The sequence below is a fragment of the Rhodococcus sp. 320_ES genome, from assembly GCF_059691855.1.
The window spans coordinates 620,107-646,428 of sequence record NZ_JCAWAG010000001.1; the positions used below are offsets into that span (position 1 = coordinate 620,107).

General features: G+C 66.3%; 23 protein-coding genes and 1 tRNA gene. 14 read left to right on the forward strand and 10 right to left on the reverse strand.

All coding sequences use genetic code 11. From position 1 onward, the window contains the following. The first annotated feature begins 32 nt into the window (after window positions 1-32). Window positions 33-3,572 (forward strand): DNA polymerase III subunit alpha, encoded by a 3,540-nt coding sequence (gene dnaE, locus AC59JP_RS03195; RefSeq protein ID WP_497324177.1) that lies wholly within the window; start codon window positions 33-35, stop codon window positions 3,570-3,572. On the opposite strand, the gene AC59JP_RS03200 is transcribed toward dnaE, so the two are convergent. Beyond that, window positions 3,535-4,155 carry a hypothetical protein gene (locus AC59JP_RS03200; protein WP_497324178.1) on the reverse strand — a complete coding sequence of 207 codons (621 nt, stop codon included), beginning with the start codon at window positions 4,153-4,155 and terminating at the stop codon, window positions 3,535-3,537. The two genes, dnaE and AC59JP_RS03200, sit on opposite strands and share 38 nt — an antisense overlap. A gap of 181 nt (window positions 4,156-4,336) precedes the next feature. After that, window positions 4,337-4,555: a hypothetical protein gene (locus AC59JP_RS03205; RefSeq protein WP_497324179.1), complete on the reverse strand. Its 219-nt coding sequence runs from the start codon at window positions 4,553-4,555 to the stop codon at window positions 4,337-4,339. Between the two features lie 116 nt (window positions 4,556-4,671). Between AC59JP_RS03205 and AC59JP_RS03210 the strand changes: the two genes are divergently transcribed. The 4 genes from AC59JP_RS03210 (at window position 4,672) to AC59JP_RS03225 (ending at window position 10,038) form a co-directional block, all read left to right on the forward strand. Next, window positions 4,672-5,109 (forward strand): nitroreductase family deazaflavin-dependent oxidoreductase, encoded by a 438-nt coding sequence (locus AC59JP_RS03210; protein WP_497324180.1) that lies wholly within the window; start codon window positions 4,672-4,674, stop codon window positions 5,107-5,109. Between the two features lie 37 nt (window positions 5,110-5,146). After that, the gene (locus AC59JP_RS03215) at window positions 5,147-6,568 is read left to right on the forward strand and encodes a threonine ammonia-lyase (RefSeq protein WP_497324181.1); all 1,422 of its coding nucleotides are present in this window, start codon (window positions 5,147-5,149) and stop codon (window positions 6,566-6,568) included. Between the two features lie 129 nt (window positions 6,569-6,697). Further along, window positions 6,698-8,128, forward strand: a complete 1,431-nt coding sequence (locus tag AC59JP_RS03220; RefSeq protein ID WP_497324182.1) for a gamma-aminobutyraldehyde dehydrogenase — start codon at window positions 6,698-6,700, stop codon at window positions 8,126-8,128. After that, window positions 8,125-10,038: a primary-amine oxidase gene (locus AC59JP_RS03225; protein WP_497324183.1), complete on the forward strand. Its 1,914-nt coding sequence runs from the start codon at window positions 8,125-8,127 to the stop codon at window positions 10,036-10,038. The genes AC59JP_RS03220 and AC59JP_RS03225 overlap by 4 nt, the downstream gene beginning before the upstream one ends. Here the strand turns inward: AC59JP_RS03225 and AC59JP_RS03230 are convergent. Continuing rightward, window positions 9,962-10,552, reverse strand: a complete 591-nt coding sequence (locus tag AC59JP_RS03230; protein WP_497324184.1) for a TetR/AcrR family transcriptional regulator — start codon at window positions 10,550-10,552, stop codon at window positions 9,962-9,964. The genes AC59JP_RS03225 and AC59JP_RS03230 overlap by 77 nt on opposite strands. A 92-nt stretch (window positions 10,553-10,644) precedes the next feature. On the opposite strand from AC59JP_RS03230, the gene AC59JP_RS03235 reads away from it, so the two are divergent. Further along, the gene (locus AC59JP_RS03235; RefSeq protein ID WP_497324185.1) at window positions 10,645-12,162 is read left to right on the forward strand and encodes an MFS transporter; all 1,518 of its coding nucleotides are present in this window, start codon (window positions 10,645-10,647) and stop codon (window positions 12,160-12,162) included. Window positions 12,163-12,171: 9 nt separating this feature from the next. Here the strand turns inward: AC59JP_RS03235 and treZ are convergent, their stop codons facing one another. Both treZ and AC59JP_RS03245 read right to left on the reverse strand, forming a co-directional pair. Beyond that, window positions 12,172-13,911: a malto-oligosyltrehalose trehalohydrolase gene (gene treZ, locus AC59JP_RS03240; protein ID WP_497324186.1), complete on the reverse strand. Its 1,740-nt coding sequence runs from the start codon at window positions 13,909-13,911 to the stop codon at window positions 12,172-12,174. 36 nt (window positions 13,912-13,947) lie between these two features. After that, on the reverse strand, window positions 13,948-15,150 hold the full coding sequence (locus AC59JP_RS03245) for a lipase family protein (RefSeq protein WP_497324187.1): 1,203 nt from the start codon (window positions 15,148-15,150) through the stop codon (window positions 13,948-13,950). Between the two features lie 73 nt (window positions 15,151-15,223). On the opposite strand from AC59JP_RS03245, the gene AC59JP_RS03250 reads away from it, so the two are divergent. From AC59JP_RS03250 to AC59JP_RS03260, 3 genes are read left to right on the forward strand one after another with little or no spacing between them, the layout of a single operon-like run. Next, complete coding sequence (locus tag AC59JP_RS03250; RefSeq protein ID WP_497324188.1) at window positions 15,224-15,865, forward strand: LON peptidase substrate-binding domain-containing protein; 642 nt, start codon at window positions 15,224-15,226, stop codon at window positions 15,863-15,865. 51 nt (window positions 15,866-15,916) lie between these two features. After that, window positions 15,917-17,557, forward strand: a complete 1,641-nt coding sequence (pgm, locus tag AC59JP_RS03255; RefSeq protein WP_497324189.1) for a phosphoglucomutase (alpha-D-glucose-1,6-bisphosphate-dependent) — start codon at window positions 15,917-15,919, stop codon at window positions 17,555-17,557. Continuing rightward, window positions 17,554-18,798, forward strand: coding sequence for an MFS transporter (locus tag AC59JP_RS03260; RefSeq protein WP_497324190.1), 1,245 nt, complete (start codon window positions 17,554-17,556; stop codon window positions 18,796-18,798). The genes pgm and AC59JP_RS03260 overlap by 4 nt, the downstream gene beginning before the upstream one ends. On the opposite strand, the gene AC59JP_RS03265 is transcribed toward AC59JP_RS03260, so the two are convergent. Beyond that, the gene (locus AC59JP_RS03265; protein WP_497324191.1) at window positions 18,727-19,467 is read right to left on the reverse strand and encodes a VIT1/CCC1 transporter family protein; all 741 of its coding nucleotides are present in this window, start codon (window positions 19,465-19,467) and stop codon (window positions 18,727-18,729) included. The two genes, AC59JP_RS03260 and AC59JP_RS03265, sit on opposite strands and share 72 nt — an antisense overlap. Before the next feature lie 82 nt (window positions 19,468-19,549). Between AC59JP_RS03265 and AC59JP_RS03270 the strand changes: the two genes are divergently transcribed. The 3 genes from AC59JP_RS03270 (at window position 19,550) to AC59JP_RS03280 (ending at window position 20,924) form a co-directional block, all read left to right on the forward strand. Beyond that, a complete protein-coding gene (locus AC59JP_RS03270; RefSeq protein WP_497324192.1) occupies window positions 19,550-20,041 on the forward strand; it encodes a MauE/DoxX family redox-associated membrane protein in 492 nt (163 codons plus the stop codon). A gap of 4 nt (window positions 20,042-20,045) precedes the next feature. Then, entirely contained in the window at window positions 20,046-20,789 is a 744-nt protein-coding gene (locus AC59JP_RS03275) for a DsbA family protein (protein WP_497324193.1), read from the forward strand. A 62-nt stretch (window positions 20,790-20,851) separates the two neighbouring features. Then, window positions 20,852-20,924, forward strand: a tRNA-Ala gene (locus tag AC59JP_RS03280). Between the two features lie 71 nt (window positions 20,925-20,995). Here AC59JP_RS03280 and AC59JP_RS03285 read toward each other — a convergent pair. Then, window positions 20,996-21,343, reverse strand: a complete 348-nt coding sequence (locus tag AC59JP_RS03285; RefSeq protein WP_497324194.1) for a histone-like nucleoid-structuring protein Lsr2 — start codon at window positions 21,341-21,343, stop codon at window positions 20,996-20,998. A gap of 239 nt (window positions 21,344-21,582) precedes the next feature. Here AC59JP_RS03285 and AC59JP_RS03290 point away from each other — a divergent pair, with 239 nt between their 5' ends. Together AC59JP_RS03290 and AC59JP_RS03295 are read left to right on the forward strand one after the other, a co-directional pair. Further along, window positions 21,583-22,662 carry an N-acetylmuramoyl-L-alanine amidase gene (locus tag AC59JP_RS03290; RefSeq protein ID WP_497324195.1) on the forward strand — a complete coding sequence of 360 codons (1,080 nt, stop codon included), beginning with the start codon at window positions 21,583-21,585 and terminating at the stop codon, window positions 22,660-22,662. Window positions 22,663-22,680: 18 nt separating this feature from the next. Next, window positions 22,681-23,679, forward strand: coding sequence for a CobW family GTP-binding protein (locus tag AC59JP_RS03295; RefSeq protein ID WP_497324850.1), 999 nt, complete (start codon window positions 22,681-22,683; stop codon window positions 23,677-23,679). A gap of 1 nt (window position 23,680) precedes the next feature. Here AC59JP_RS03295 and AC59JP_RS03300 read toward each other — a convergent pair whose 3' ends face one another. From AC59JP_RS03300 to AC59JP_RS03310, 3 genes are read right to left on the reverse strand one after another with little or no spacing between them, the layout of a single operon-like run. Beyond that, on the reverse strand, window positions 23,681-24,094 hold the full coding sequence (locus AC59JP_RS03300) for a molybdenum cofactor biosynthesis protein MoaE (RefSeq protein ID WP_497324196.1): 414 nt from the start codon (window positions 24,092-24,094) through the stop codon (window positions 23,681-23,683). Continuing rightward, window positions 24,087-25,073 (reverse strand): bifunctional molybdenum cofactor biosynthesis protein MoaC/MoaB, encoded by a 987-nt coding sequence (gene moaCB, locus AC59JP_RS03305; protein ID WP_497324197.1) that lies wholly within the window; start codon window positions 25,071-25,073, stop codon window positions 24,087-24,089. The genes AC59JP_RS03300 and moaCB overlap by 8 nt, the downstream gene beginning before the upstream one ends. Beyond that, window positions 25,070-26,272 carry a molybdopterin molybdotransferase MoeA gene (locus AC59JP_RS03310; protein ID WP_497324198.1) on the reverse strand — a complete coding sequence of 401 codons (1,203 nt, stop codon included), beginning with the start codon at window positions 26,270-26,272 and terminating at the stop codon, window positions 25,070-25,072. Before AC59JP_RS03310 ends, moaCB begins: the two co-directional genes overlap by 4 nt. Window positions 26,273-26,322 lie beyond the last annotated feature (50 nt).

The window sequence follows — 26,322 nt, forward strand, 5'->3', positions numbered from 1 at the left end:
GACTGTCGGTGCGACCACATAGAGTGACTCCCGTGGCTGACTCGTTCGTACATCTTCACAATCACACCGAGTACTCGATGCTCGACGGCGCGGCCAAGATCGCGCCCATGTTCGCCGAGGCAGCGCGGCTGGAGATGACCGCCGTGGGCATGACCGACCACGGGAACATGTACGGAGCCAGCGAGTTCTACAACGAGGCCCAGAAGGCCGGCATCAAACCGATCATCGGCATCGAGGCCTACGTGGCGCCCGCGTCGCGCTTCGACACCAAACGCGTTCTGTGGGGTGACCGCAGCCAGAAGTCGGACGACGTGTCCGGTAGCGGCGCCTACACGCACATGACGATGGTGGCCGAGAACGCCACCGGCTTGCGCAACCTGTTCAAGCTGTCCTCGCTCGCGTCCATCGAAGGCCAGCTCGGCAAGTGGGCGCGCATGGACGAGGAGCTCATCGCCACGCACGCCGAGGGGATCATCGCCACCACGGGCTGCCCGTCCGGTGAAATCCAGACTCGGCTGCGCCTCGGGCACGACCGCGAGGCGCTCGAGGCGGCGGCCAAGTGGCAGGAGATCTGGGGTCGGGACAACTTCTTCCTGGAGCTGATGGACCACGGCTTGTCCATCGAACGTCGGGTGCGCGAGGGCCTGCTGAACATCGGCAAGCAGCTCGGAATCCCGCCGCTCGCCACCAACGACTGCCATTACGTCACCAAGGACGCATCGGTCAATCACGAAGCCCTGCTGTGTATTCAGACGGGCAAGACCCTCAGCGATCCCACCCGCTTCAAGTTCGACGGCGACGGCTACTACCTCAAGTCCGCACAGGAAATGCGCGCGCTGTGGGACGACGAGGTGCCCGGAGCATGTGACTCGACGCTGCTGATCGCCGAGCGCGTGCAGTCGTACTCCGAGGTGTGGGAGCACCGCGACCGCATGCCGATCTTCCCCGTCCCCGAGGGCTACACGCAGGGAACGTGGCTTCGGAAAGAGGTCATGGACGGGCTGCATCGGCGGTTCCCGGACGGCCCGACCGAGGAATACCTTTCCCGCGCCGAGTACGAGATCAGCGTCATCCTCGAGATGGGCTTCCCCGCGTACTTCCTCGTGGTCGGTGACCTGATCAACCACGCCAAGGAAGTCGGGATCCGCGTCGGGCCCGGTCGAGGATCGGCCGCCGGTTCGCTGGTCGCCTACGCGATGGGCATCACGAACATCGACCCGTTGCCCCACGGTCTGCTGTTCGAGCGATTCCTCAACCCCGAGCGCGTGTCGATGCCCGATATCGACATCGACTTCGACGATCGCCGCCGTGGCGAGATGGTGCGGTACGCCACCGAGAAGTGGGGGAGTGACCGCGTCGCGCAGGTCATCACCTTCGGCACCATCAAGACCAAGGCCGCCATCAAGGACTCCGCACGAGTTCAGTTCGGCCAGCCGGGTTTTGCGATCGCCGATCAGATCACCAAGGCGCTGCCGCCGCCCGTCATGGCCAAGGACATCTCGGTTGCGGGCATCACCGATCCCACCCACGAGCGGTACAAGGAAGCGTCCGAAGTTCGGTCGCTGATCGACTCGAACCCGGACGTCGCGAAGATCTACCAGACCGCGAAGGGGCTCGAAGGCCTCATTCGCAACGCCGGTGTCCACGCCTGCGCTGTCATCATGTCGTCCGAGCCGCTCACCGACGCCATTCCGGTGTGGAAGCGTGCCCAGGACGGCGCCATCATCACCGGCTGGGACTACCCGTCCTGCGAGGCCATCGGCCTGCTCAAGATGGACTTCCTCGGGCTGCGCAACCTCACCGTCATCGGTGACGCCATCGAGAACATCAAGGCCAATCGCGGAATCGACATCGACCTCGACGCACTGCCGTTGGACGACCCCGCCACGTACGAATTGCTCTCGCGCGGAGACACTCTCGGTGTTTTCCAGCTCGACGGTACGGCCATGCGAGACCTGCTGCGCAAGATGCAGCCGACGGGCTTCGAGGACATCGTGGCGGTGCTCGCGCTGTACCGACCCGGCCCGATGGGCATGAACTCGCACAACGACTACGCCGACCGCAAGAACGGGCGCCAAGAGGTCAAGCCCATCCACCCCGAGCTCGAAGAGCCGCTCCGGGTCATCCTCGGCGAGACGTACGGCCTGGTCGTCTACCAGGAGCAGATCATGCAACTGGCGCAGAAGGTGGCGGGATACTCCCTCGGTCAGGCCGACCTTCTCCGCCGCGCCATGGGTAAGAAGAAGCTGTCCGAACTGGAGAAGGCCTACGCCGGATTCCGACAGGGCATGCTGGACAACGGTTTCTCCGAGGCCGCCATCAAGGCGCTCTGGGACACCGTTCTTCCGTTCGCCGGGTACGCGTTCAACAAATCGCACTCCGCGGGCTACGGACTGGTCTCGTACTGGACGGCGTACCTCAAGGCCAACTACCCGGCCGAGTACATGGCGGGCCTGCTCACCAGCGTCGGCGACGACAAGGACAAGGCGTCGATCTATCTGGCGGACTGCCGCCGGCTCGGAATTACCGTTCTCCCACCGGACGTCAACGAGTCCGAACTCAACTTCGCGTCCGTCGGCGAGGACATCCGATTCGGCCTCGGCGCCGTGCGCAACGTCGGCGCCAACGTGGTCGCGTCCATCATCTCCGCGCGCAAGGAGAAGTCGCCGTTCCAGGATTTCTCTGACTACCTGGGCAAGATCGACGCGACGGCCTGCAACAAGAAGGTCACCGAATCCCTCATCAAGGCGGGTGGATTCGACTCGCTGGGCCACCCGCGCAAGGGTCTGATGCTGGTACACGCCGACGCGATCGACGCTGTCCTGGGCACCAAGAAGGCCGAAGCGATGGGCCAGTTCGACCTATTCGGCGGCGTCGACGCCGACGAGTCCATCAACGCGGTCTTCAACGTCAAGATCCCCGACGAGGAGTGGGATACCAAGCACCGCCTCGCGCTGGAGCGAGAGATGCTGGGGCTGTACGTGTCCGGACATCCGCTCAACGGGGTCGAGCACGTTCTCGCTCAGCAGTCCGACACCAACATCCCGGCGATCCTCGAAGGCGGAATCAAGGACGGCACGCAGGTGACCGTCGGCGGCATCCTCACCTCGGTCAACCGCCGGGTCAACAAGAACGGTCTGACGTGGGCGTCGGCGCAGCTGGAAGACCTCACCGGCGGCATCGAGGTGCTCTTCTTCCCGCAGGCGTACTCGGTGCTGGGCGCCGACGTGGCCGAGGACTCGGTGGTGCTGGTCAAGGCGCGCGTGTCACAGCGTGACGACCGTGGCCCGTCGCTGATCGTCAACGACCTTGCGGTACCGGATCTCTCGGCCATCGGTGTCGCGAAGCCGCTGGCGGTCAGCCTGCCCACGCGACTGTGTACCGCGGACAAGGTCGGCGCTCTCAAGAAGGTGCTGGCGAGTCATCCGGGGTCGTCGGATGTGCACCTCAGGCTGGTGAGCGGCGAGCGCATCACGATGCTGCGACTCGACGACAGCCTGCGTGTGACACCGTCGTCTGCCCTGATGGGCGACCTCAAGGCGTTGCTGGGTCCGTCCTGCCTGGCAGTGTGATGGTGGCCGACCGCGCGACGGCGTCATCGAGGTAGGCGGCGCAGTCGACCGGTAGCGGGCTGTCGGAAAGTCCGCGTGCGATCGTCGCGCGGTACGGCTCGGACGGTGTGCCACGTTCACGCACGAACGAACTCGTCACGGTCCACGCCGGCGTTCCGTCGATGTCGGGAAGGCGAAGCAGCGCATCGTATTTGCCGCGGTGCGGCTCGGTGGTCGCCGGCAGTCCGATCGGACCCCAGTCGCCGATCGCAATGTCGGTCGGCAAGTCCACGCGGTCCACAACGTTCTCGGTGGCCGCGACGTGAGCAAATTGATCGCTCTGGACCAGGTAGGCACGAGCGAGCGCGGGTGCCTCGGGGGTGCACTCCCACGAGAGGAATGCCGACGAGCCTCCCCATCGTTTCGACACGCCGGCGAAGTACAGCGAGTGGTCGATCCATAACCAGCGATCCCGGACGGGAAGTGCGGGGTCGGGCGCCGGCCGGTGTGCTCCGAAAGGGCTCGAATCCGGCGAACCGGTCAGATAGGTGTGGAAGCGCTCGTCCAGAAGGTTCGATCCGTAGCTGACGTACCAAAGGTTCACAGGTCGATTATGGGACGCGGCGAGTACCGTCGAGGCGAACAATTTCCATCGAACAAAGGATGTATCGCATGATCACGAACTTCATCAACCTGATTCTCGGTGCCATCGGCGGCGTCGCAGCCGGAAGCAGCGGCCTCTACCTGGCGCCCGGAACGCTGCCTTTCGGTTCCTGACGATCCACCTACGACAGCGACCGGTCGAGTCCTCTGGATTCGGCCGGTCGTTTCTTTTCGGCGGCGGGAAGGCCGAGCCACGCCGCCACGGCAACGGCGGCGCCGAGGAGCACGGCCGGTTGCAGAGACATGGTGATCGCGAAGGTGGCGAGAAAGACGATCGCACCCAGGGCCAGCGATTCGAGCTTGTACACGGGCCACGCGGTGCCGGCGATGTCGACAGTCATGGATCCTCGTTTCGGGTGTACCGGTAATGACTGTCAGGTTACACGCAATGTGGAGTTCGGTTAACCGAACAATTTAGTCGTTGCCGGGTCGATCGGCCTCGTGTGTACTGAGATACATGCCATTGACAGGTGAATACGAACCCAGTCCGTCCACGTGGGCCGCAGATCAGGCCGAGCTATACGAGAGCTCGGGTGGAACCGAGGGCACCACCATGAACGGCATGCCGGTGATCTTGCTGACGACCATCGGCAACAAGTCCGGCAAGCTGCGTCGGACGCCGTTGATGCGCGTCGAGCACAACGGCGAGTACGCCGCGGTGGCGTCGCTCGGCGGGGCGCCGAAGCACCCGGTCTGGTACTTCAACGTGAAAGCGAATCCGCACGTCGAGCTGCGTGACGGCACCGAGAAGTGGGACATGGTCGCTCGTGAGGTCACCGGCGAGGAGAAGGCGCTCTGGTGGGAACGCAGTGTCGCTGCGTACCCCGATTACGCCGATTACCAGAAGAAGACCGATCGCGAGATCCCGGTGTTCGTGCTGTCCAAGTCATCCTGAGCGAGGCTGCGCCGAGTCGCAGTGGCAGCATGAGCGGGTGACCGAGTCGACTCAATCCACGGTGCGGCCTGCCCTGACGGCGGACGACGTCGACGAAGCCGCGGTACGCATCGCCGACGTCGTTCTGCAGACACCCCTCGAATTCAGCGACCGGTTGTCCGACGCAACCGGTGCGCGCGTGTATTTCAAGCGCGAGGACCTGCAGAAGGTGCGGTCCTACAAGTTGCGCGGGGCCTACAACCTGATGCTGCAGCTCGACGACGCCGAGCGCGCGATCGGCGTCGTCGCAGCCAGCGCCGGTAACCATGCGCAGGGCGTCGCGTTCGCGTGCCGTCGTCTGGGTGTGCGCGGACGCATCTACGTCCCCACCACCACCCCGAAACAGAAGCGGGACCGCATCGCCTTCCACGGCGGCGAGTTCGTCGAGGTCATCTCCACCGGAGTCACGTACGACGCTGCCGCGCAGGCCGCTCGCGACGACGTCGAACGAAGCGGCGCGACGATGGTCCCACCGTTCGACGACGCCCGCACGGCCGCCGGACAGGGCACCATCGCCGCCGAGATCGTCGCTCAGCTGGGCGAGGCGCCCGGCACCGTCATCGTTCCCGTCGGCGGAGGAGGCTGCCTGACCGGTATGGCGACCTACCTGCGCGAGCGGTCGCCGAGCACGTCCATCATCGGAGTCGAGCCCTCGGGAGCCGCGTCGATGACCGCCGCGCTCGTCGCCGGTGGTCCCGTCACCCTCGAGGACATCGACCCGTTCGTCGACGGCGCGTCGGTCAAGCGCGTGGGCGCTGTTCCCTACGCCATGGTGTCCGCTCTGGGTGCGCGCGTCGTCTCGCATTCGGGAAGGCCGGAGGCCGGTCGGGTTGTGGCGGGAAGGCCGGAGGCCGGTCGGGTTGTGGCGGGAAGGCCGGAGGCCGGTCGGGTTGTGGCGGGAAGGCCGGACGCCGGTCGGATTGGAACAGATGGATCCTTCTTTGTGACGCAGATCGACGAGGGTGCCATCTGCACGGCCATGCTCGAGCTGTATCAGAACGAGGGGATCATCGCCGAGCCTGCGGGCGCGCTCTCGGTTGCCGCCCTCGGGCACGTCGATCTGAGTGCCGGTGAGACGGTCGTGTGCCTGGTCTCCGGTGGCAACAACGACGTCTCACGCTACGGCGAAATCCTCGAGCGGTCCTTGGTGCATCTGGGCCTCAAGCACTACTTCCTCGTCGACTTCCCGCAGAAGCCCGGTGCCTTGCGCGGTTTCTTGAACGACGTACTGGGACCGGACGACGACATCACCGTCTTCGAGTACGTCAAGAGAAACAACCGGGAGACCGGTGCGGCGCTCGTGGGTGTCGAATTGGGTTCCGCTCGTGGGTTTTCCGCGTTGCTCGAGCGGATGGAGGCTGCCCCGGTCCACGTCGAGCATCTCGAACCGGGAAGCCCGGCGTACCGGTACCTCACCTGACCGGACCCGAACCAATTGGACACCCTGGTGTGTCCCCGGTCACGCATTGGACGTTTCGATGAGCCGCGGCGGCCGGTAAATCTGCGCATAATCGGGAGCAACGACCCCCACGGCGAAACGAGAGCACGCGTGTCGAACGAGCTGCTGCAGAATTACATCGACGGGCAGTTCGTGCCGTCGTCCGGAACCGAGTCGATGGACATCGTCGACCCCACCGACGAGAAGGTCGTTGCGCGGTCGCCCATTTCGACCGCGGGTGACATCGACACCGCCGTCGCGGCTGCCGAGCGGGCGTTCGCGTCCTGGAGCAAGACCACGCCGAAGGTGCGTCAAGCCGCGCTGCTGAAATTTGCCGATGCACTCGAAGCGCACAGCGATGAGATCGTCGACGCCCAGAGTCGCAACACCGGGCAACCGAAAGCCGTGATCGCTGCCGAGGAGGTCGTCGTCGGCGCCGATCAGCTGCGGTTCTTCGCCGGCGCTGCGCGCATGCTCGAAGGGAAGTCCGCGGGGGAGTACATGGAGGGGTTCACCTCCTACGTTCGGCGTGAGCCGGTGGGTGTCGTCGGCCAGGTGACTCCGTGGAACTACCCGCTGATGATGGCGATCTGGAAGATCGGTCCTGCCATCGCGGCGGGTAACACGGTGGTGCTCAAGCCGAGTGACACGACTCCGGAGAGCACCTTGGTGCTCGCGCGGATCACCAAGGACATCTTTCCCGACGGGGTTCTCAACATCGTGCTCGGCGACGGTGGCACCGGGGCCGCGCTCGTGTCACACCCCAAGGTGTCGATGGTCTCGATCACCGGATCGGTGCGGGCCGGTATCGCCGTGGCCGTGGCCGCGGCGCAGCAGCTCAAGCGCGCACACCTGGAGCTCGGCGGAAAGGCTCCGGCCCTTGTCTTCGGTGACGCCGACATCGCCTCCACCGCACAGGGACTCGCGGAAGCCTCCTTCTTCAACGGTGGACAGGACTGCACGGCGGTCACTCGTGTACTGGTGCACGAGGACATTCACGACGAGTTGGTCGACGCCCTGGTCAAGGCAGCGGACGGTCTGAAGCCGGGGATGCCCGACGATCCGGACGCGTTCTACGGCCCGCTCAACAACATTCGGCACTTCACGGCGGTCTCGGAGAAGGTCGCCGCCGTGGGGGAGCACGCGACGGTGGTGACGGGAGGACACCGTGTCGGCGAGAGCGGGTTCTTCTACGCGCCCACGGTGATCACCGGTGTGCGGCAGACGGACGACATCGTGCAGGAGGAGACCTTCGGCCCGGTGGTGACGGTGCAGCGCTTCGCCGACGAGTCCGAGGCCATCGCCCTGGCCAACGACGTCAAATACGCGCTGGCGTCGAGCGTGTGGACCAAGGACCACGGTGTGGTCCAACGCGTCACGGCGGCACTCGATTTCGGCGCGGTGTGGGTGAACTGCCACATTCCTCTCGTCGCCGAGATGCCCCACGGCGGATTCAAGTACTCGGGGTACGGCAAGGACCTCTCGGCGTACGGCGTCGAGGACTACACCCGCATCAAGCACGTGATGAGCTCCAACTCGTGACCGCGACTTTCCACCCACTGGATCCGCTCGGCGCCGACGAATTCACTGCTGCTGCAGCTCTTCTGGCCCGCGAGCATCAGGTGGGAGACGGCTGGCGCTTCGCGTCGATGGAGATGGTCGAGCCGCCCAAGGCCGAGGTGGCCGCGTTCGATGCCGACGGAACGCGACCCGATCGACGCGCAGTCGTGGTGTGCCTGAACAGGAACGAGAACGCCACCTACAAGGCCGTGCTGTCGCTCACCGACGATGCGGTGATCTCGTGGACGCACATCCCCGACGTGCAGCCGAACTTCACCGTGGACGAGTGGGAGGAGGCCGACGCCGTCCTGCGTTCGCATCCGGATGTCATTGCGGCTCTGGCCGAACGCGGCATCACGGACATGAGCCTGGTGTTCATGGACACCTGGACCTACGGCGCCGCGGTGACGCCGGAGAAGTACCTCGGACGTCGGCTCGGGTGGTCGGACACCTGGGTCAAGAAGGCCGACGGAGCCAATCCCTACGCGGGTCCGGTCAACGGATTTCATTGCGTCATCGACGTGAACTCGATGGAGCTGTTGGAAATCGAGGACACGTTCACGGTGGACCGGCCGGACATCATGGGGGAGTACGTTCCCCGGCACATCCCGGATCGGATCAAGTCCACCCGTGAGCCCCTGAAGCCGCTCGACATCATCCAGTCCGAGGGGCCGTCGTTCACGCTCGAGGGCAATCGTCTGACGTGGCAGAACTGGTCGCTGCGAGTGGGATTCAACTATCGCGAGGGCATGACTCTGCACGCGATCACCTACGACGACAACGGTAGGACGCGGTCGGTCGCCAACCGATTGTCGTTCGCGGAGATGGTGGTTCCCTACCGCGAACATTCCACCGATCACTACCGCCGCACCGCATTCGACATCGGCGAGTGGGGAATCGGTTTCATGACCACCTCGCTCGAACTGGGGTGTGACTGCCTCGGCGAAATTCGGTACCTGGACGCTGTTCTGCACAACAGCAAGGGTGAGCCGTACACGATCCCGAACGCGATCTGCATTCACGAGGAAGACGCCGCCGTGCTGTGGAAGCACGTCGACCACGACAGCGCCGAAGTGCGCCGGATGCGCCGACTCACGGTGTCGTTCCACGTGACGGTCGCCAACTACGAGTATCTGACGTACTGGCGGTTCTATCAGGACGGCAACATCGAGTGCGAGGTGCGCGCCACCGGCATCATGGTGGTCAGTCATTTCCCCGAAGGTGGATCGCATCCCAACGGCACGCTCGTCGACACGCGCACCTACGCGCCCTACCACCAGCACTTCCTGGTGGCGCGGCTCGATCTCGACGTGGACGGCACCGAGAACACCGTCTACGCAACCGAAACCGAAGTGGTGCCGATGGGTCCCGACAACCCCTACGGTCTGGCGCTGACGCAGAAGAACACACCTCTGCGGACCGAGAGCGAGGGCAAGCAGGACTTCGACTGGAACAGCCAGCGGGCGTGGAAAGTGGTGAACGACAACGTCACCAACGGACTGGGAACGCGGCCCGCGTACAAACTCGTTCCGGGAGCGGCCATTCCGTCGATGTTCGATCCAGCGTCGCCGGTGTTCCAGCGGGCGCAGGTCATCGGTCACACGGTGTGGGTCACGCCCAACGATCCCGACGAGCGCTGGCCGTCAGGGGAATTCGTCAACCAGTCGAGCGTCGACCACGGGTTGCCGGAGTGGACCGCGCAGAATCGTTCGATCGAGAACACGGACGTGGTCGTGTGGTACGTCTTCGGGATTCATCACATCACCCGGCCCGAGGACTGGCCGGTCATGCCCGTCGACACGGTCGCCTTCTGGCTCAAGCCGGTGGGGTTCTTCGATCGGAACCCTGCGCTGGACGTGGCGCCGAGTTCGACGGGGCACTGCCACGGTTGAGCAGTCGCTCCACCACTCGGCGGTGCAGATCGGGATCGGTGGCGGGTAGGTCCAGGAGCGCGGCCAGGTAGATGCCGTCGCCCACGAGGCGGACGATCTCGGCCTGCACCGGGTCCTCGATCTCGGCTCGTAGGCCCTCGTCCCACAATCGCATGACGTCGGTGACCGCCTGCTGGACCTCGCCGGGCTTGCCGTCGACGCTGCGGAGGGCGGCGATGGTCGAGCGGTAGAGAGCTACCTCCTCGCTCGTGCTCGTGTCCGGCTGCTGGAGGTACCACTCCGCGACGGTCGTGCCACCGGCAGCGGCCTCGGCCCGTTGGGCATCCGATCGGTCGCCGAGCCGGCGAACCATTCCGGCGATCATGGCTTCCTTGGTGGGGAAGTGGTAGAGCAGTCCGCCCTTGGACACCCCTGCTCGTGCCGCGACGCTCTCCAGTGTCACCTGGCCTATGCCCTGATCGAGCAGCTGCGCCTCGAGGGCGTCCAATATTCGGTCGCGCGTTCCCACCGGCATGGAGTTGACTGTACCGGCTGGACGGTTGTTGCTACAGTCGATCACTGTACCGGCTGGACGGTTGGAGCCGGACGAGCGAGGAGAGTGTGGAGATGTCTGTCGTGACGACTGCGGAGGAGCGGTCGAATTCAGCAACGGCAACGCGGAAGGACTGGCTGGGACTGGTCGTACTCGCGTTCGCGGTGCTGCTCATTGCCGTCGACGGCACGGTTCTGGACCTGGCGCTGCCCTTCGTGAGCGCCGACCTTGCGCCCAGCAGCACCGAACTGCTGTGGATCATCGACGTCTACTCGTTCGTTCTCGCCGGTCTCCTGGTGACCATGGGCACGTTGGGCGACCGCATCGGCCGCCGGCGTCTGTTGCTCGTCGGTGCCGCCGGCTTCGGTGTCGCATCCGCCATCGCCGCGTGGTCCGTCAGCCCCGAAATGCTCATCGGCGCACGGGTTCTGCAGGGCGTCTCGGGTGCGACGCTGATGCCCGCCACCCTCGGACTGATCCGCACCATCTTCACGGTTCCACGGCAACGCACACTGGCCATCGGGGTGTGGGGAGCGATGGCCGGCGGCGGCGCTGCAGCCGGTCCCTTGGTCGGCGGATGGCTGCTCGAGCACTTCTGGTGGGGCTCGGTGTTCCTGATCAACGTCCCGATCATGCTGGTGTTGGTTCTCGTCGGACCGTGGGTGATCCCGGAGGCCAAGGACCCGAACCCGGGTCGGTTCGATCTGGTGAGCGCCGCCCTGTCCATCACCACGATGGTTCCGCTCGTCTACGCGGTCAAGGAAGGCGCGGTGCACGGGCTGCACTGGTCGCTGGCGGTCATGGCCGCCCTCGGCGTCGCATCCGGCGCGGCGTTCGTGCGTCGCCAGCGCAGGGTGTCCCACCCGATGATCGACCTCGACCTGTTCCTGCGGCCGAGGTTCACCACCGCGGTGCTCACGAACCTGCTGTCGATCTTCGCGCTCGCGGGTGTGCTGTTCTTCGGTGCGCAATATCTTCAGCTGGTGCTCGGAACGAGCCCGCTCGAAGCGGGGCTGTTCCTCCTTCCCGGCACCGCCATGTCGATCGCGGCGTCGCTCGCCGCGAGTGCCCTCGTCCGGAGGTGGCTACCCGGCACGGTGCTGGCGGCCGGTCTGATCGCCGCCGCTCTCGGCGCACTGCTGCTGATCGGGCTGCGCGTGGACGGCGGACCGGGATTGTTCGTCGCGGGCTTCGTACTGATCGGGTTCGGGTCGGGTGTGGCGCTGACGCTCACGTCGGACCTGGTGATCAGCTCGGTCGAACCCGCCCGCGCCGGAGCGGCGTCGGCGGTGTCCGAGACCGGTTACGAACTCGGAATCGCCTTGGGCGTCGCCGTTCTGGGATCGGTCGTCATGGCGATGTTCCGGTCCGGGCTCGACGTCAGCACCGTGTCGGCCGGCGACGCAGCAGTGGCCCGCGAAACGCTCGGTGGTGCGGTGGCCGTGGCGAACTCGTACTCCGGCGAAGTGGCGAGCGCGGTTCTCGACTCCGCTCGGGACGCATTCGTCGGCGGCATGCACGTCGCGTCGGGCATCACGGCCGTGATTCTGCTGCTGACCGCCGCCCTGGTGCTGAGGTTGCTCCGGAAGTAGCTCGACCGATCAGGCCACCCGGTCCAGCACGACGAACGAGTGACCGGGAACGGTCGTGGTGGACGCAGTCTCGTCCTGGGTCGGCGCATCCCACCACAGCAGCGGAACGCCGCCGAACGGCACGGTGACCGGATCGGGAGAAAGGTTGCACGCCAATCGAATACCCGCCCGGTTCACCGCGATCCAGCCCTTGTCCTCGTCGTAGTCGACGGAGATGTGATCGAGCCACGGGTCGGTGATCTCGATGCGCTCGCGGCGCAGCGCGATGAGCGACCGGTAGCACCCGAGCACACGGGCGTGCTCGCCGTCCGACACCTCGTCCCAGACGAGCTTGGACCGGTCGTAGGTCGCGATGTCCTGCGGATCGGGAATGTCGTCGCTGTCCCAGCCGTGCGACGCGAACTCGGACTTGCGGCCCTCCGCCGTCGCCTTGCCCAGTTCCGGCTCCGGATGCGAGGTGAAGAACTGGAACGGCGACGATGCGTTCCACTCCTCGCCCATGAACAACATCGGGGTGAAGGGCGAGGTCAGCACGAGCGCCGCCTTGATCGCGAGTTGCCCGCCGTCGAGGTAGAAGCCGGGGCGGTCCCCGATCGCGCGGTTTCCCACCTGATCGTGGGTGGTGGTGTACGCAACCAAGGAGCTTCCGCGCACCGTACGGACGTCGATCGGCTTTCCGTGCACACGGCCGCGGAACGACGAGTACGTGCCGGCGTGGAAGAAGCCTCGCCGCAGCGTGGTGGCCAAGGTTTCGAGATGACCGAAATCGGCGTAGTAGCCCTGCCTTTCACCCGAGACCGCGGCGTGGATCGCATGGTGAACGTCGTCGTCCCACTGCGCGTCGAGACCGAAACCGCCGGCGGCACGCGGAGAGATCAGTTTCGGGTCGTTGAGGTCGCTCTCCGCGATCAACGACAGCGGCCGTCGCACGTGGGCCGACAGCCGTTCGGTTTCGATGGCCAATTGTTCGAGGATGTGCACCGCGCGGTTGTCGGCCAGTGCGTGGACGGCGTCGAGTCGCAGTGCGTCGATGTGGAATTCCGACATCCAGCGCAACGCGTTGTCGATGATGTAGCGGCGCACCGGATCCGAATGTTCCTCGGCCACGTTCACGGTCTGGCCCCAGGAGTTGGCGCCCTGGGACATGTACGGGCCGAACTTCTCCAGGTAGTTCCCGGACGGTCCGAGGTGGTTGTAGACGACGTCGAGTACGACGCCGATTCCCTTGGCATGGCACGCATTCACCAGACGCTGCAACCCGTCCGGGCCGCCGTATCCCTCGTGCACGGTGTACCAGAGAACGCCGTCGTAACCCCAGTTGTGCGTGCCGTTGAATCCGTTGACCGGCATGATCTCGACGAACGTGACACCGAGGTCGACGAGGTGATCCAACTTCTCGGCGGCCGCATCGAAAGTCCCTTCGGCAGTGAACGTTCCGATGTGCAGCTCGTAGATCACCGACCCAGGCAACCGGCGTCCGGTCCACGACGAATCGGTCCATGCGTCGTCGTCGAGCGTGTGCAGCGCCGAGGCCGCGTGCACACCGTCGGGCTGACGAGGCGACCTCGGGTCGGGGATCACGGCATCGTCGTCGTCGATCAGGAATCCGTAGCGGGCACCGTCGGCAGCCGGGACCTCGGCGGTCCACCATCCGTGCTGCGACTTCGACATCGGGTGAACTGTGCCGTCGACCGACAGTCGAACGGTCTGGGGGTTCGGGGCCCAGACCTCGAAAACGTGGGGTTGCATGTCCCCATCCTTACCCAATTTCGTGTTGCGCGAACATCAGCAGTTACTGGGCGCCGGAATCCCCGCGAACCGATCTCCGAGGTATCCGAACGCACCCGGTGCTCCTGCGACGATCGCCGCTCCGTGATCCGCGCCGGGCAGCACCGCGAACTGAACTCGCGCACCGGAGGAGCAGTAGCGGCCCACCGTCTGCTGCACCGCGTCGAGCGAGACCAGAGTGTCCGCGCCGCCGTGGTACTGGTAGACCGGCGCCGTCGGGACACCGGGATAGAACTGCAGGCTGTTCTCGGCGAGCACCGAACGTGCCGACGGGTCGGCGGCGAAATCGGTGGTGGTGACCGACGGAAGGCTGCCGCCGCGGCCGTCGGCAAGAATTTGGTCGGTGCATGCGTTGGCCACTCGGCCGGCGAGCGCGCGCCCGTTGTCGTTGAGCGCAGCACCGAAGTCGAAGCGTCCCGCGTACTCGCGTTCGAGGCCCATCGACGCGGCGAAGCCCAGTCCGAACGAATCGGACGGCCTCGACCCCACCTCGGCTCCCAGTCGACCGATGTCGGCGGGGACACCGCCTGCGGCCACGCCGACGATGTTCAGTTCGGGTGCGTAGGACGGCGCGAGCGCCGCGGCCCACTCCGACGCCATGCCGCCTCCGGAGTACCCGGCGAGTCCGACGGGACTTGCCCCGAGCCCGAGTCCACCTGCGCGCTGAGCTGCGCGAACTCCGTCGAGAACGATGCGGCCGCCGAGTTTCGCGGCGCCGTACGCGCTGGTGGGGCCCAGATGGTCCGGAATCGCCACGGCCCAGCCGCGTGCGAGGAGCGCGTTGAGTGCGGGCGCTTCCTGCATTCCACCGTCGAACAGACTGTGCGACGGTGCGCACTGCAGGCCGAGCGCGTTGGTGAACGGTTGATACGACACCAGAGGGCGGTTGGCGCCGCCGCCGGGAGGCGTCAGCACTGTGGTCACCGCCGCGATGGGGTCACCGGACGAGTTCTCCGACCGGAACTGGATCTGCGTCGCGGTGGCGCCGGGAAAGCCGGTCGCGGGCACGGTCCTCGTCCGCAGGACGTCACCGTCGCGGGCCGATCCGAGGTTGCCGGGAGCGGAGTAGAAGCCGTCCGGATCGGGGGCAGGGTAGATCGGGGCCGCCGAGGCGGTACCGGGTACCGCGAGGACCGTCGCGACAGCAGCGGCAGCAGCAGCAAGCGAGCGGATGGACAGCCGAGCGGTGCGTGACGTCACATGAAGCTCTTCGCTACCGGTCGGGGCGCCGGATGGGTCGACGGTGACCGCGCGTGAGGTGCATGCTGAAGGGGTGTCCGATATCGACGTTTACGAGCTCCCGATGTTCCCCCTCGGATCGGTGCTGCTTCCCGGTGAGGCATTGCCGCTGCACGTGTTCGAGCCGCGCTACCGCGCCATGGTCGACGCGTGCATGGCGTCCGACGACGGGCCGCGTTTCGGAGTCGTGCTGATCGAACGCGGCCACGAAGTCGGCGGCGGCGACACCCGCGGCGACATCGCGACGGTGGCGGAGATCCGTCGTTGCCTCCCCCTGCCCGACGGGAGGTACGTCCTCGAATGCGAGGGCCGATCGCGGGTGCGAGTCACCGAATGGCTCGAGGACGACCCGTATCCGAGGGCCCTTCTGCAGGACTGGCCGGACGAGCCGAGTACCGATTCGGCGGACCTCGTGGCCGTGGTCACGCGCGCGCGGCGGCTTCTGGAGGTTCTGTCGGAACTGGCTGCAGCGCAAGGTGAAACGCTGCCGTCGTTGCCTCTCCTCGATGCCATGACCGAGGACGACGTGTTCGCTCTCGCGGCGGCTCTGCCGCTCGGGCCGTCGGACCGATCGCGCATTCTCGCGGCGCCGACCTCCCCGGCCCGCGCTGCGGCGCTCGCAGACGCTCTGGACGACGTCATCGCGGTCGCGGAGTTCTCCCGCCTGCCGTCCTGAGCCACGCTAGGGTTGGAATGCTCGGGGGTAGAAGCCAAAAGGAGAGATGTCGTGGCACACGATCGTGCAGGACAAGTTGCGGCACCGTCGGATCTGGAGGATCTGCCACATCTGGTGACCTCCTACTACACCGTCACCCCCGACGTCGACGATCCGGATCAGCAGGTCGCCTTCGGGACCTCGGGACACCGTGGATCGAGTCTCGATGGAGCGTTCAACGAGGCGCACATCATCGCGACCACCCAGGCCATCGTGGAGTACCGCGCAGCGCAGGGGACCACGGGGCCGTTGTTCATCGGCCGCGACACGCACGCTCTGTCGGAGCCTGCGTGGACCACGGCGCTCGAGGTGCTCGCGGCCAACGACGTTGCCGTGCTGATCGATTCGGGTGACCGGTACACGCCGACTCCCGCTGTCTCTCATGCCATTCTGCGGTACAACGCGTCCGGGCCGAGTGCCCCGGCAGACGGCATCGTGGTGACCCCGTCGCACAACCCGCCGCGCGACGGCGGGTTCAAGTACAACCCGCCCAACGGCGGGCCTGCCGACACGGACGCGACATCGGTCATCGCCGCACGCGCCAACGAGATCATGCGCGACGGGGTGTCGTCGGTTCGGCGGGTCAGCCTCGCGCAGGCACTCGCCGGGTCGGTCGAGAAGTACGACTACCTCGGAACGTACGTCGACGATCTCGACAACGTCCTCGATCTCGATGCCATTCGGGGTGCGAGCGTGCGCATCGGCGCCGATCCGCTCGGCGGTGCGAGCGTCGACTATTGGGACGCCATCGCCCAGCGGCACAACCTGGATCTGACCGTGGTGAACCCGTTGGTGGACGCCACGTGGCGGTTCATGACTCTCGACACCGACGGCAAGATTCGGATGGACTGCAGTTCACCGAACGCCATGGCGTCCTTGATCTCTGCGCGTGATCGCTTCGACATCTCCACCGGCAACGATGCGGATTCCGACCGCCACGGAATCGTCACGCCCGACGCCGGATTGATGAATCCCAATCACTTCCTCGCCGTCGCGATCGAGTACCTCTTCTCGCATCGGCCGGGATGGTCACCGTCGGCGAAGGTCGGCAAGACACTCGTCAGCTCGTCGATGATCGACCGTGTCGTCGAGTCGCTCGGGCGTCCGCTCCTCGAAGTTCCGGTGGGGTTCAAGTGGTTCGTCCCCGGTCTTCTCACGGGCAACCTGGGGTTCGGCGGGGAGGAGTCGGCCGGAGCGTCGTTCCTGCGCAAGGACGGTCGGGTGTGGACCACGGACAAGGACGGCATCATCCTGGCGTTGCTCGCGTCCGAGATCACCGCGGTCACGGGGAAAACCCCGTCGCAGCGCTACGCCGAGCTCACCGAGAAGTTCGGCGCACCCGCGTACGCGCGCACCGATGCACCCGCCGACCGCGAGCAGAAGGCATTGCTGGCCAAGCTCTCCGCCGAGCAGGTGCAAGCCACTTCCCTTGCGGGCGAACCGATCACCGCGATCCTCACCGCAGCGCCTGGAAACGACGCACCTCTCGGAGGGCTCAAGGTCACCACCGAGAACGCATGGTTCGCGGCGCGCCCGTCGGGGACGGAGAACGTGTACAAGATCTACGCCGAGTCGTTCCTCGGTGACAAGCACCTGGCCGAGGTGCAGTCCGCCGCACGGGATCTGGTGTCGTCCGTCCTGAGTGGAGAGTGAGTCGCCCCGCACCGATCGGTCGTGAGATCTGGATTCTGATCTCGGCGAGCTTCGTCATCGCTCTCGGGTTCGGAATCGTCGCACCGGCACTACCGCTGTTCGCGCGCGAATTCGGCGTGAGCGTCACTGCAGCCTCAGCCATCGTCTCGCTGTTCGCGCTCATGCGTCTGGTGTTCGCACCGCCGGCCGGGTGGTTGGTGCAGAGATGGGGCGAGCGGCCCGTCTATCTGGTGGGTCTGCTGATCGTCTCCGCATCGACGGCGGCGTGCGCGTTCGCGGCGAACTATCCGCAGCTGTTGATCTTTCGCTCCATCGGCGGAATCGGGTCCACGATGTTCACCGTCTCCGCGCTCGGCTTGCTGATCCGGGTGAGCCCGCCGGAGAGTCGCGGGCGAGTGGCGGGTCTCTACGCCACCAGTTTCCTCGCGGGCACCATCGGAGGCCCGCTGGTGGGCAGCGCCCTGGTCGGATTCGGTCTGCGGGTGCCGTTCTTCATCTACGCGGTCGCGTTGGTGATCGCCGCGCTCGTGGTGTTCGTCGCTCTGAAGTCTCCCGCGGAGGTCGTCGTCCCCGCGGGGGAGGAGCCGGTGACGATGCGCCTGCGCGATGCGTGGGCTCAGTCGCCCTACCGGGCTGCACTGGCCTCGAGTTTCGCCAACGGGTGGGCCGTGTTCGGAGTGCGGGTCGCGGTGGTTCCCCTGTTCGTGGTCGAGGGGCTGAACCGCTCGGCAGCGTTGTCGGGTGTCGTCCTCACGGTCTTCGCCGTCGGCAATGCGTTGACGCTGTTTCAGGCGGGGAAACTGTCGGATCGGCGAGGGCGCAAACCCTTCCTCGTTCTGGGCCTCGCCGTGTGCGGGGTCTCCACGATCGCGATGGGCCTCTCGGAGAACATCGTCGTGTTCATGGTGGTCACGTTCGTGGCAGGACTCGGCAGCGGCGCCATCAACCCCGTGCAGCAGGCCGCGGTGGCCGACATCGTGGGGTCGAAGGCTCGCGGCGGGCCCGTGTTGGCCGCCTTCCAGATGGCGTCGGACGTGGGCGCCGTCATCGGACCGATCGTTGCCGCGATGTTGATCTCGGTGTCCTACGGTGTCGCGTTCGGTGTCACCGGAGTCATCCTGGTGGCGGCTGCGGCGGCGTGGGTGGTGGTTCCCGACACCGTCGTCCGATCAGGCCGTCCCGACCCCGATGAGAGCGCCGACCCCATACGTCGCGGCGACGGCGACCGCGCCGAAGGCTAGCTGCCGAGCCGCACCGAGGAGGGTCGACCGCGACGTGTAGTGCGCCGCCAGCGCACCGGCCACCACGAGACCGGCTGCGCCGCAGGCCAATCCGGCTGGGAGCGATGCGAACCCGAGCAGGTACGGGATCAGGGGGATGATCGCGCCGATCGCGAACAACACGAACGACGATCCGGCGGCGACGAGCGGCGACGGCTTCTCGTCGGGATCGATTCCCAGCTCCTGCGCGATGTGGAAGTTGACCGCGCGGTCGGAATCGGCGTGGATCTCGGTGGCAGCGGTCTCCGCCGTGTCCCCGCTCATGCCCATGTCGGTGAGCATCGTGACCAGCTCGGCACGTTCGGCGTCCGGATGGTTCGCGAACGCGGCCCGCTCCACCTTCACTTCGGCGTCGATCTGTTCGTTCTGAGTCGAGACCGAGGTGTACTCACCGAGCGCCATGGAGAACGCTCCGGCGACCAGTCCGGCGATACCCGACAGAACGATGGTGTGCGACGACACACCCGCTCCGCCGACGCCGGCGATCAGCGAGGTGTTCGTCACCAACCCGTCCATCGCTCCGAAAGTCGCCGCACGCAACCACCCACCCGACACGTCGGCGTGGGAGTGGTCGAAGTCGTGCGGGGCGGGGTCACCCGTGGGCTTGGTGGAGGCGTTCGTCTCGGTCACGCTGGCGAAAGTACTCGCGCCGCGGGCGCTCTACCAGCAAGCTTTGGCAAACCTACAGCGGTACGCCGGTACTGTGGCCCCAATGTGGAAGCGGTGGATCTCGGGGGTCGCGCGTATCGGACTCGCCGCTGTGTGGCTGGTCTCGGGCGGCATCAAGGCTGCGGATCCGACGCAGACGATCGTGGCCGTCCGGGCCTATCGCCTGCTGTCGGAGGACTGGGTCGGCCCGGTCGCCACCGTGTTGCCGTTCCTGGAAATCGGGCTCGGTCTGTTTCTTGTCGTCGGTCTGGGCGTGCGCCTCGTGGCCGGAGTGTCCGCAGCGGTGCTTCTCGTTCTCGTTTCCGTCATCGCCAGTGTGTGGGCCCGCGGAATGTCGATCGACTGCGGATGTTTCGGCGGCGGGGGAGCAGCGGACGTAGACGCGTGGGATTACGTGCGCGAAATTGCGCGCGATATCGGGTTCCTGGCGCTTGCGGTTTGGCTGATCGCCTTTCCCCGGAGTCCGGGTGCGCTGGGCCCCCGATCACGAACGGGAACCTTCTCAGGGCGCACTCAGTCGGACATGGCACAGTAATTCCGTGACCGACAGAAAAGCCAGGCCGAGCAAGTACAACCCGCAGCCGTCCTCCAGTAAGTCGACGTACATTCTGGGCGGATTGGCCATTCTGGTCATTGCCGCCGTCGTGATCGGCGGAGTCTTCTGGCAGAAGAGCAGAAGCGAACCGCGCGCCGACGGGTACGGCTCGGTGCAGAACGCGGACGTGCAGATCGCACTGCTGGATCAGGGCGTCGTGAGTATCGGACTGCCGTCGGCCACCAAGACCATCGACGTGTACGAGGACGCGATGTGCCCGTACTGCGCCGAGCTCGAGAACAAGCACGGCCAGGAGCTGGCGCAGAAGATCGATGCCGGCGCGGTCACAGTGCGGTATCACATGCTCGACTTCCTGAATCAGCTCTCGGCCAGCGGTGACTACAGCACCCGCGCGGTCGCGGCGTCGCAGTGCGTCGCCGCGTCGGAGTCCGCCATCGTGTACTCCAAGTTCCACAGCACGCTCTTCGCGCCGGACTTCCAGCCCGCGGAGAAGGGCAGCAGCGATCATTCGAACGACGATCTCGCCCAGCTCGCACGCGATTCCGGTGCATCCGACACTGCCGCCCAGTGCATCACCGGCGGGGCGCAGGTGCCCAGCGCAGCGGCCAATGCCGCGGTGGCACGTCAAGCACTCGCTGCTACCGGCTCGTCGGGAACCCCGACGGTCGTGGTGGACGGATCGCTCGTCGACGCCCTCGGAAACGCGAATTGGGTGGCCGACCTCTGACGGATCGACGCGATTTGTCGGTCGTCGTCATGGTGGTGTAACTTCGGTCGGGCGTTCTGCTCGGGGCTATGGCGCAGCTGGTAGCGCACCACACTGGCAGTGTGGGGGTCAGGGGTTCGAGTCCCCTTAGCTCCACCGAGGAACGAGAAAACGAGATCCCCGCACCGATTCGGTGCGGGGATCTCGTCGTTCATGCGGCCTGTGTACTAGCCATTGTGTGCGGCGTCGTACGCCTGCTGTATTTCCGCCGAAATGCGTCCACGCGCGGAAACGGCGTGACCGTTCTCGCGGGCCCACTCACGAACCGCCTTGGTGAGGTCGGGGCTGCGGCGCTGGGTCGACGGTGTGGACGTCGAGCGGCCACGGCGACCGTCGACCTTGGTGGCGAAGTCGATGTAGTAATCGAGTCGTCGATGAAACTCCGCTGCGTTCTCGTCGTTGAGGTCGATCTCGTATTCGACTCCACCGACGGCGAATCGAATGTGTTCGCCGCCTTCTTCGATCGGCTCCTGGTCGATATCGTCGACCAGTTGAACCACGACCTTCTTAGCCATGTATTACTTCTTTCAGGTCACAGTTTCGGATTCCATTTCGACATTACGCCCATTGTGTTCGATATCTGAATCGAGTGCGATTGTTCTTTTCGTCCGGAACGGCCGAGGATTTATTTCGTGCAAATTCGGGTCACGACGCGGTCACGAGCGGCTACCGATTCGATCAGCTCTTGTCGCTCGATCGATGCTTCTGGTACAGATGTGACTGAAGTTGTGTGTGATCGCTGCTGAGGAGAACTGTGAAGAGACTCGTGACCACCGCCGGCCTGTGTGCGGGCGTGTTCCTTGCATCCGTCCTGTCCACAGCTCCCCTCGCGCAGGCAGCACCCGCCACCGGAACCGAGTTGGCCGGCAAGACGGTCTTCCTCGATCCAGGCCACCAGGGGACCAATCACACCGAGAACCTGTCCAAGCAGGTGAGCGACGGCCGCGGCGGCACCAAGGACTGCCAGACCACAGGTATGACCGCGCTCGGCGGGACACCCGAACACACCATCACCTGGAACGTGGCGCTTCTGGTCAAGACCAGCCTCGAAAGCGTCGGCGCCAAGGTGGTCATGAGCCGCGCCGACGACTCCGGGTGGGGCGGGTGCGTCGACGATCGGGCCAGAGCTGCCAACGCCTCCGGCGCGCAGGTCGCCGTCAGCATCCACGCGGACTCCACCAGCACCGGATCCGACGCGCAGAACCACGGCTTCCACGTGATCGTGCCGACCCTCCCCATTCCCGACGCCACGGCCAACGCCGTGCAGACGGGCGCCGGGCGCACCGCGTCCACCGACATGCGCGACGCGTACGAGAAGGCCGGATTCACCGGCGCGAACTACGCCGACGTCAAGGACGGCATCCAGGAACGCAGCGACATCGCGGGCCCGGCGCTGACCACCGTTCCCGACGTCTTCCTCGAGATGGGCAACGGGTCCAACCCGGACGACGCCAAGATCCTCGAGAGCACCGAAGGTCAGGTCAAGCACGCCATCGCCATCACCACCGGCATCGTCGACTTCCTGCTGACCGGAACGCCGGCCGCCACGACCGCGCCCACTGCCACGGCGCCGTCCGCCACGGCGCCGTCTGCTACGGCACCGTCCACCACCACACCGGCAGCACCGAGCGTGGCCGTCCCCTCGACCCCTGCCGCCGCATTGGCCAAGTTACCGAGCGGGCTCGCCGAGCAGCTGTCCGTCCTGACGCCGCTGCTCGAATCCTTCGGCCTCACCGGAATCGATCGTCTGCTGACCGAGAAGAACGTCAGCGCCGTCCTCACCATCGTCAGCACGTTGTTCACCAAGCTGCTGTCCGCGCCGTCGGGAGGCTGAGACATTCCGGTGGCCGACATCCCGGTGGCCGACCGCATTCCGGTCCTCGTCGTCGCCGGCTTTTTGGGCTCGGGCAAGACGACGCTGCTGAACCATCTCCTGCGGCACAACCACGGGCTGCGTATCGGAGTCATCGTCAACGACTTCGGCTCGGTGAACATCGACGCGATGTTGGTGGCCGGGCAGGTCGACGGCGTCGTGGCTCTCGGCAACGGCTGCATGTGTTGCGCTGTCGATGTCAGCGACCTCGACGAGATGTTCGCCGTCCTCACCGGCCCGGGCGCTGCGATCGACGCCATCGTGGTGGAGGCGAGCGGACTCGCGGAGCCGCGCAACATGATTCGGCTCGTCCTCGGATCGGAGAACGAGGGGCTGCGATACGGCGGCCTGGTCGTGGTCGTCGACGCAGCGGAGTTCGAGGACACGTCCGCCGAACACCCGGAACTGACGGGTCATCTGGCGATGGCCGATCTCGTGGTCGTCAACAAGTCCGACCGAGTCCCGCCGGCGCAGATCGACCGACTCACCGGCACGATACGCAGAACCGCCCCGGAGGCTCCGATCGTGACGACGTCACGAGGCGTCGTCGACGTCGATCTGCTTTTCGATCGCCCCGACCGCGGGCCCGTGGTCGGGCCGGTGCAGCTCACCCTCGACGACCTGCTGCGGGAGGACGACGACGATCACGACACGCATCTGCACGCCCGCTTCACCTCGCTCACGATGCAGGCCGACATCCTCGATCCGCGCGCTTTCGTCGATTTCCTGGAGAACCCACCGGTCGGGCTCTACCGATCGAAGGGTTTCGTCGACTTCGGCGGAACCGGACGACGATTCGGGGTGCACACGGTCGGTCGGCACATCACCTTCGAGCCCGTGACGAGGCGGGGCACCGACTTGGTCTTCATCGGATCGGGCATCGATTCCGCCGCAATCGAATCCGCGCTGTCGACCATGCGGCGGGCCGAATCGGCAACGGCCGCCGAGATGTTGGTGGTGCACCGCTACGTGCGGTGACCTACAACCCCACCCACTCGGACGTGCCTTCGGGAAACTGCTGCCGTTTCCAGATGGGCACCTCGACCTTGATGCGGTCGACGAGGGCGCTGCACGCGGCGAAGGCCTCACCGCGGTGTGGCGCCGCCACCGAGGCGACGAGCGCGAGGTCGCCGACGACCAAAGGTCCGACACGGTGCATCGCGGCCACGGGCAGGCCGAACTCCGAGGCGATGTCCTCGCAACACGTCCGAAGGAACCGCTCGGCGTCGGGATGCGCCTGATACTCGAGCGCGGACACCGCGCGATCGTGATCGTGATTGCGCACGACTCCCGACATGGTCACCACCGCACCGTGTTCCGGGCCCGACACGGCACGGTCGACGGTGGCCGGATCGAGCGGATCGGAGGTGATGACGGCGACGATGTCAGGCATCGTGGCTTCCTTTCCCGGCTACCTGAGCGATCAGGTGTTCGTACACGGACTCGAGCACGGCCAACCCGTCCTTCACCCCTCCGGGTGACCCGGGGAGATTCACCACCACGGTGCGTCCGGCTATTCCGACCAGACCGCGGCTGAGCGACGCGTGCGGTGTTGCGGCAATTCCCTTCTGGCGGATGGCTTCCGCCAACCCGGGCAGCTCCTGGTCGAGGACAGCCCGAGTCGCCTCGGGGGTCGCGTCGGTGGGGGAGACGCCGGTGCCGCCGGTGGTGACGACGATGCTCGGACCGCCGCGGAGCGCGTCGTCCAGTCCCGATGCAATGTCGGCGTCGGCGACCACGAGCGGCCCGCGGACGTCGAAGTCGCGCTCCGACAACCACTCTGCGATTCGGGGCCCGGTGGTGTCCTCCCGCGTCCCGAGCGCACCGCCGGTCGAGGCGACGACGACCACCGCCGAGCGCGGACCGCACCGGGGTGGTTCGGGCGCGGGCGCGGCGCCTTCTCGCTGCCAGTGACCGCGCTTGCCGCCGCTCTTGCTGATCAGCCGCACACCGTCGATCGACGCGGCGGGATCGACCGCTTTCACCATGTCGTGCAGGGTCAATCCCGCGACCGACACCGCGGTGAGCGCTTCCATCTCCACTCCCGTCGGCCCGGTCGTCTTGGCCGTGGCCTCGATGGTGATGGACTCGTCGGTGAAGCCGAAGGAGACCGTCACCGACGACAGGGCGAGCGGGTGGCACAGCGGGATGAGATCCGACGTCCGTTTGGCGCCGGCAATCGCGGCGATGCGCGCGGTGGAGATCACGTCGGCCTTGGGCATGCCGTCGGCGCGGACGAGCCGAATCACCTCCGGCGTGGTGCGCAGTTCGCCGGCGGCCACGGCCACCCGCACGGTGTCGGCTTTGCCGCTCACGTCGACCATGCGGGCTCGGCCGTCGCTGTCGACGTGGGAGAAGGAGTTGGAGGTCACAGCTCCCACACTCGCACACGGGTGCCCGCGGCCACGTCGGTCACGTCCGCGGGGATGTCGACGAGGACGTCGGCGTGCGCCATCGTCGCCACGAGGTGAGAGCCGGCGCCGGAGGTGGTGACTGCACCGCTGGACGTGCGCCGTCCCCGGAGGAACTGTCGGCGGTTCGGCGTGGACCGCACGGCGGCATCGAGTGTCACGAATTCCGGTTCCGACACCGGTAGTCCGGACGCGCGGCGGATCAGCGGCCGGGCGAAGACCACGTACGACACCAGGGTGCTCACGGGGTTGCCGGGGAAGTTCAGAATCGGAATCCCGTCCACGGTCGCCGTCCCCTGCGGTCCACCCGGCTGCATGGCGACGTGCCCGAAGTGGCCGCCGAGCGGAGTCAGCACGTCGCGCACCACTTCGAAGTCGCCCATGGACACCCCGCCGGAGGTGATGACGACGTCCGCGACCGCGATGGCGTGACGCAGAATCCGGGAGAACTCGTCGAGCGAGTCGGTGCTCCGGGCCCGGAACACGACGTCCCCGCCGTCGTCGGTCACGCTGGTGGCCAACGTCAGTCCGTTCGAGTCGTAGATCTGACCGGGGCCGAGGGTGTGGCCGACGTCGACGAGCTCCTTGCCGGTGGCGATCACCGCAACGCGAGGGCGTCGACGGACCGGGACCGCGGAGAGCCCCGCTGCGGCGAGAGCGCCGAGATGACGGGGACGCAGCACGACACCTGCGGTCAGGAGTGTGGATCCGGCGCGGATGTCACTGGCGCGGTCGCGCACGAATTCACCCGATCGGCGGGCGACGCGCACGGTCACCTGATCACCCGCGACGTCGGTGTCCTCGACCGGAACGATCGCGTCGGCACCGTCCGGTACCGGCGCTCCCGTCATGATGCGCCGCGCCGTTCCCGGAACGTGTTGCTCACCTGCGGGGTCACCGGCGGCGATGGTGCCGAGGATGTCCAGCGTGACCGGGACGGTTGAGAGCGACGCCGCGTCGACGGCGAAGCCGTCCATCTGCGAATTGCGGAACAGCGGAAGGTCGACGGGGGCGAGGACGTCCTCGGCGACGACCCGTCCGAGTGCGTCGGACACCGACGTCTCCTCGGCGGGCGCGTCGAGAAGTGGCCCGAGCATGGAGGAAATCAGGGCAGAATGCTCGTCGACCGATGGCGGAGAGACCACGTGCGCACCGGACATGGCGATTATCCTAGGCATCGCGCGGGCATACTGGTGGCAAGAGACGCAAA

What these genes read in the sequence shown, in the direction of transcription:
- AC59JP_RS03230 (WP_497324184.1), bottom strand. Translation starts at nt 10,552, where the DNA reads ATGCCGGTGGGAACGCGCGACCGAATATTGGACGCCCTCGAGGCGCAG.
- AC59JP_RS03300 (WP_497324196.1), bottom strand. Translation starts at nt 24,094, where the DNA reads ATGCCTGACATCGTCGCCGTCATCACCTCCGATCCGCTCGATCCGGCC.
- AC59JP_RS03270 (WP_497324192.1), top strand. Translation starts at nt 19,550, where the DNA reads ATGTGGAAGCGGTGGATCTCGGGGGTCGCGCGTATCGGACTCGCCGCT.
- AC59JP_RS03205 (WP_497324179.1), bottom strand. Translation starts at nt 4,555, where the DNA reads ATGACTGTCGACATCGCCGGCACCGCGTGGCCCGTGTACAAGCTCGAA.
- treZ (WP_497324186.1), bottom strand. Translation starts at nt 13,911, where the DNA reads ATGCAACCCCACGTTTTCGAGGTCTGGGCCCCGAACCCCCAGACCGTT.
- AC59JP_RS03285 (WP_497324194.1), bottom strand. Translation starts at nt 21,343, where the DNA reads ATGGCTAAGAAGGTCGTGGTTCAACTGGTCGACGATATCGACCAGGAG.
- AC59JP_RS03310 (WP_497324198.1), bottom strand. Translation starts at nt 26,272, where the DNA reads ATGTCCGGTGCGCACGTGGTCTCTCCGCCATCGGTCGACGAGCATTCT.
- AC59JP_RS03210 (WP_497324180.1), top strand. Translation starts at nt 4,672, where the DNA reads ATGCCATTGACAGGTGAATACGAACCCAGTCCGTCCACGTGGGCCGCA.
- AC59JP_RS03235 (WP_497324185.1), top strand. Translation starts at nt 10,645, where the DNA reads ATGTCTGTCGTGACGACTGCGGAGGAGCGGTCGAATTCAGCAACGGCA.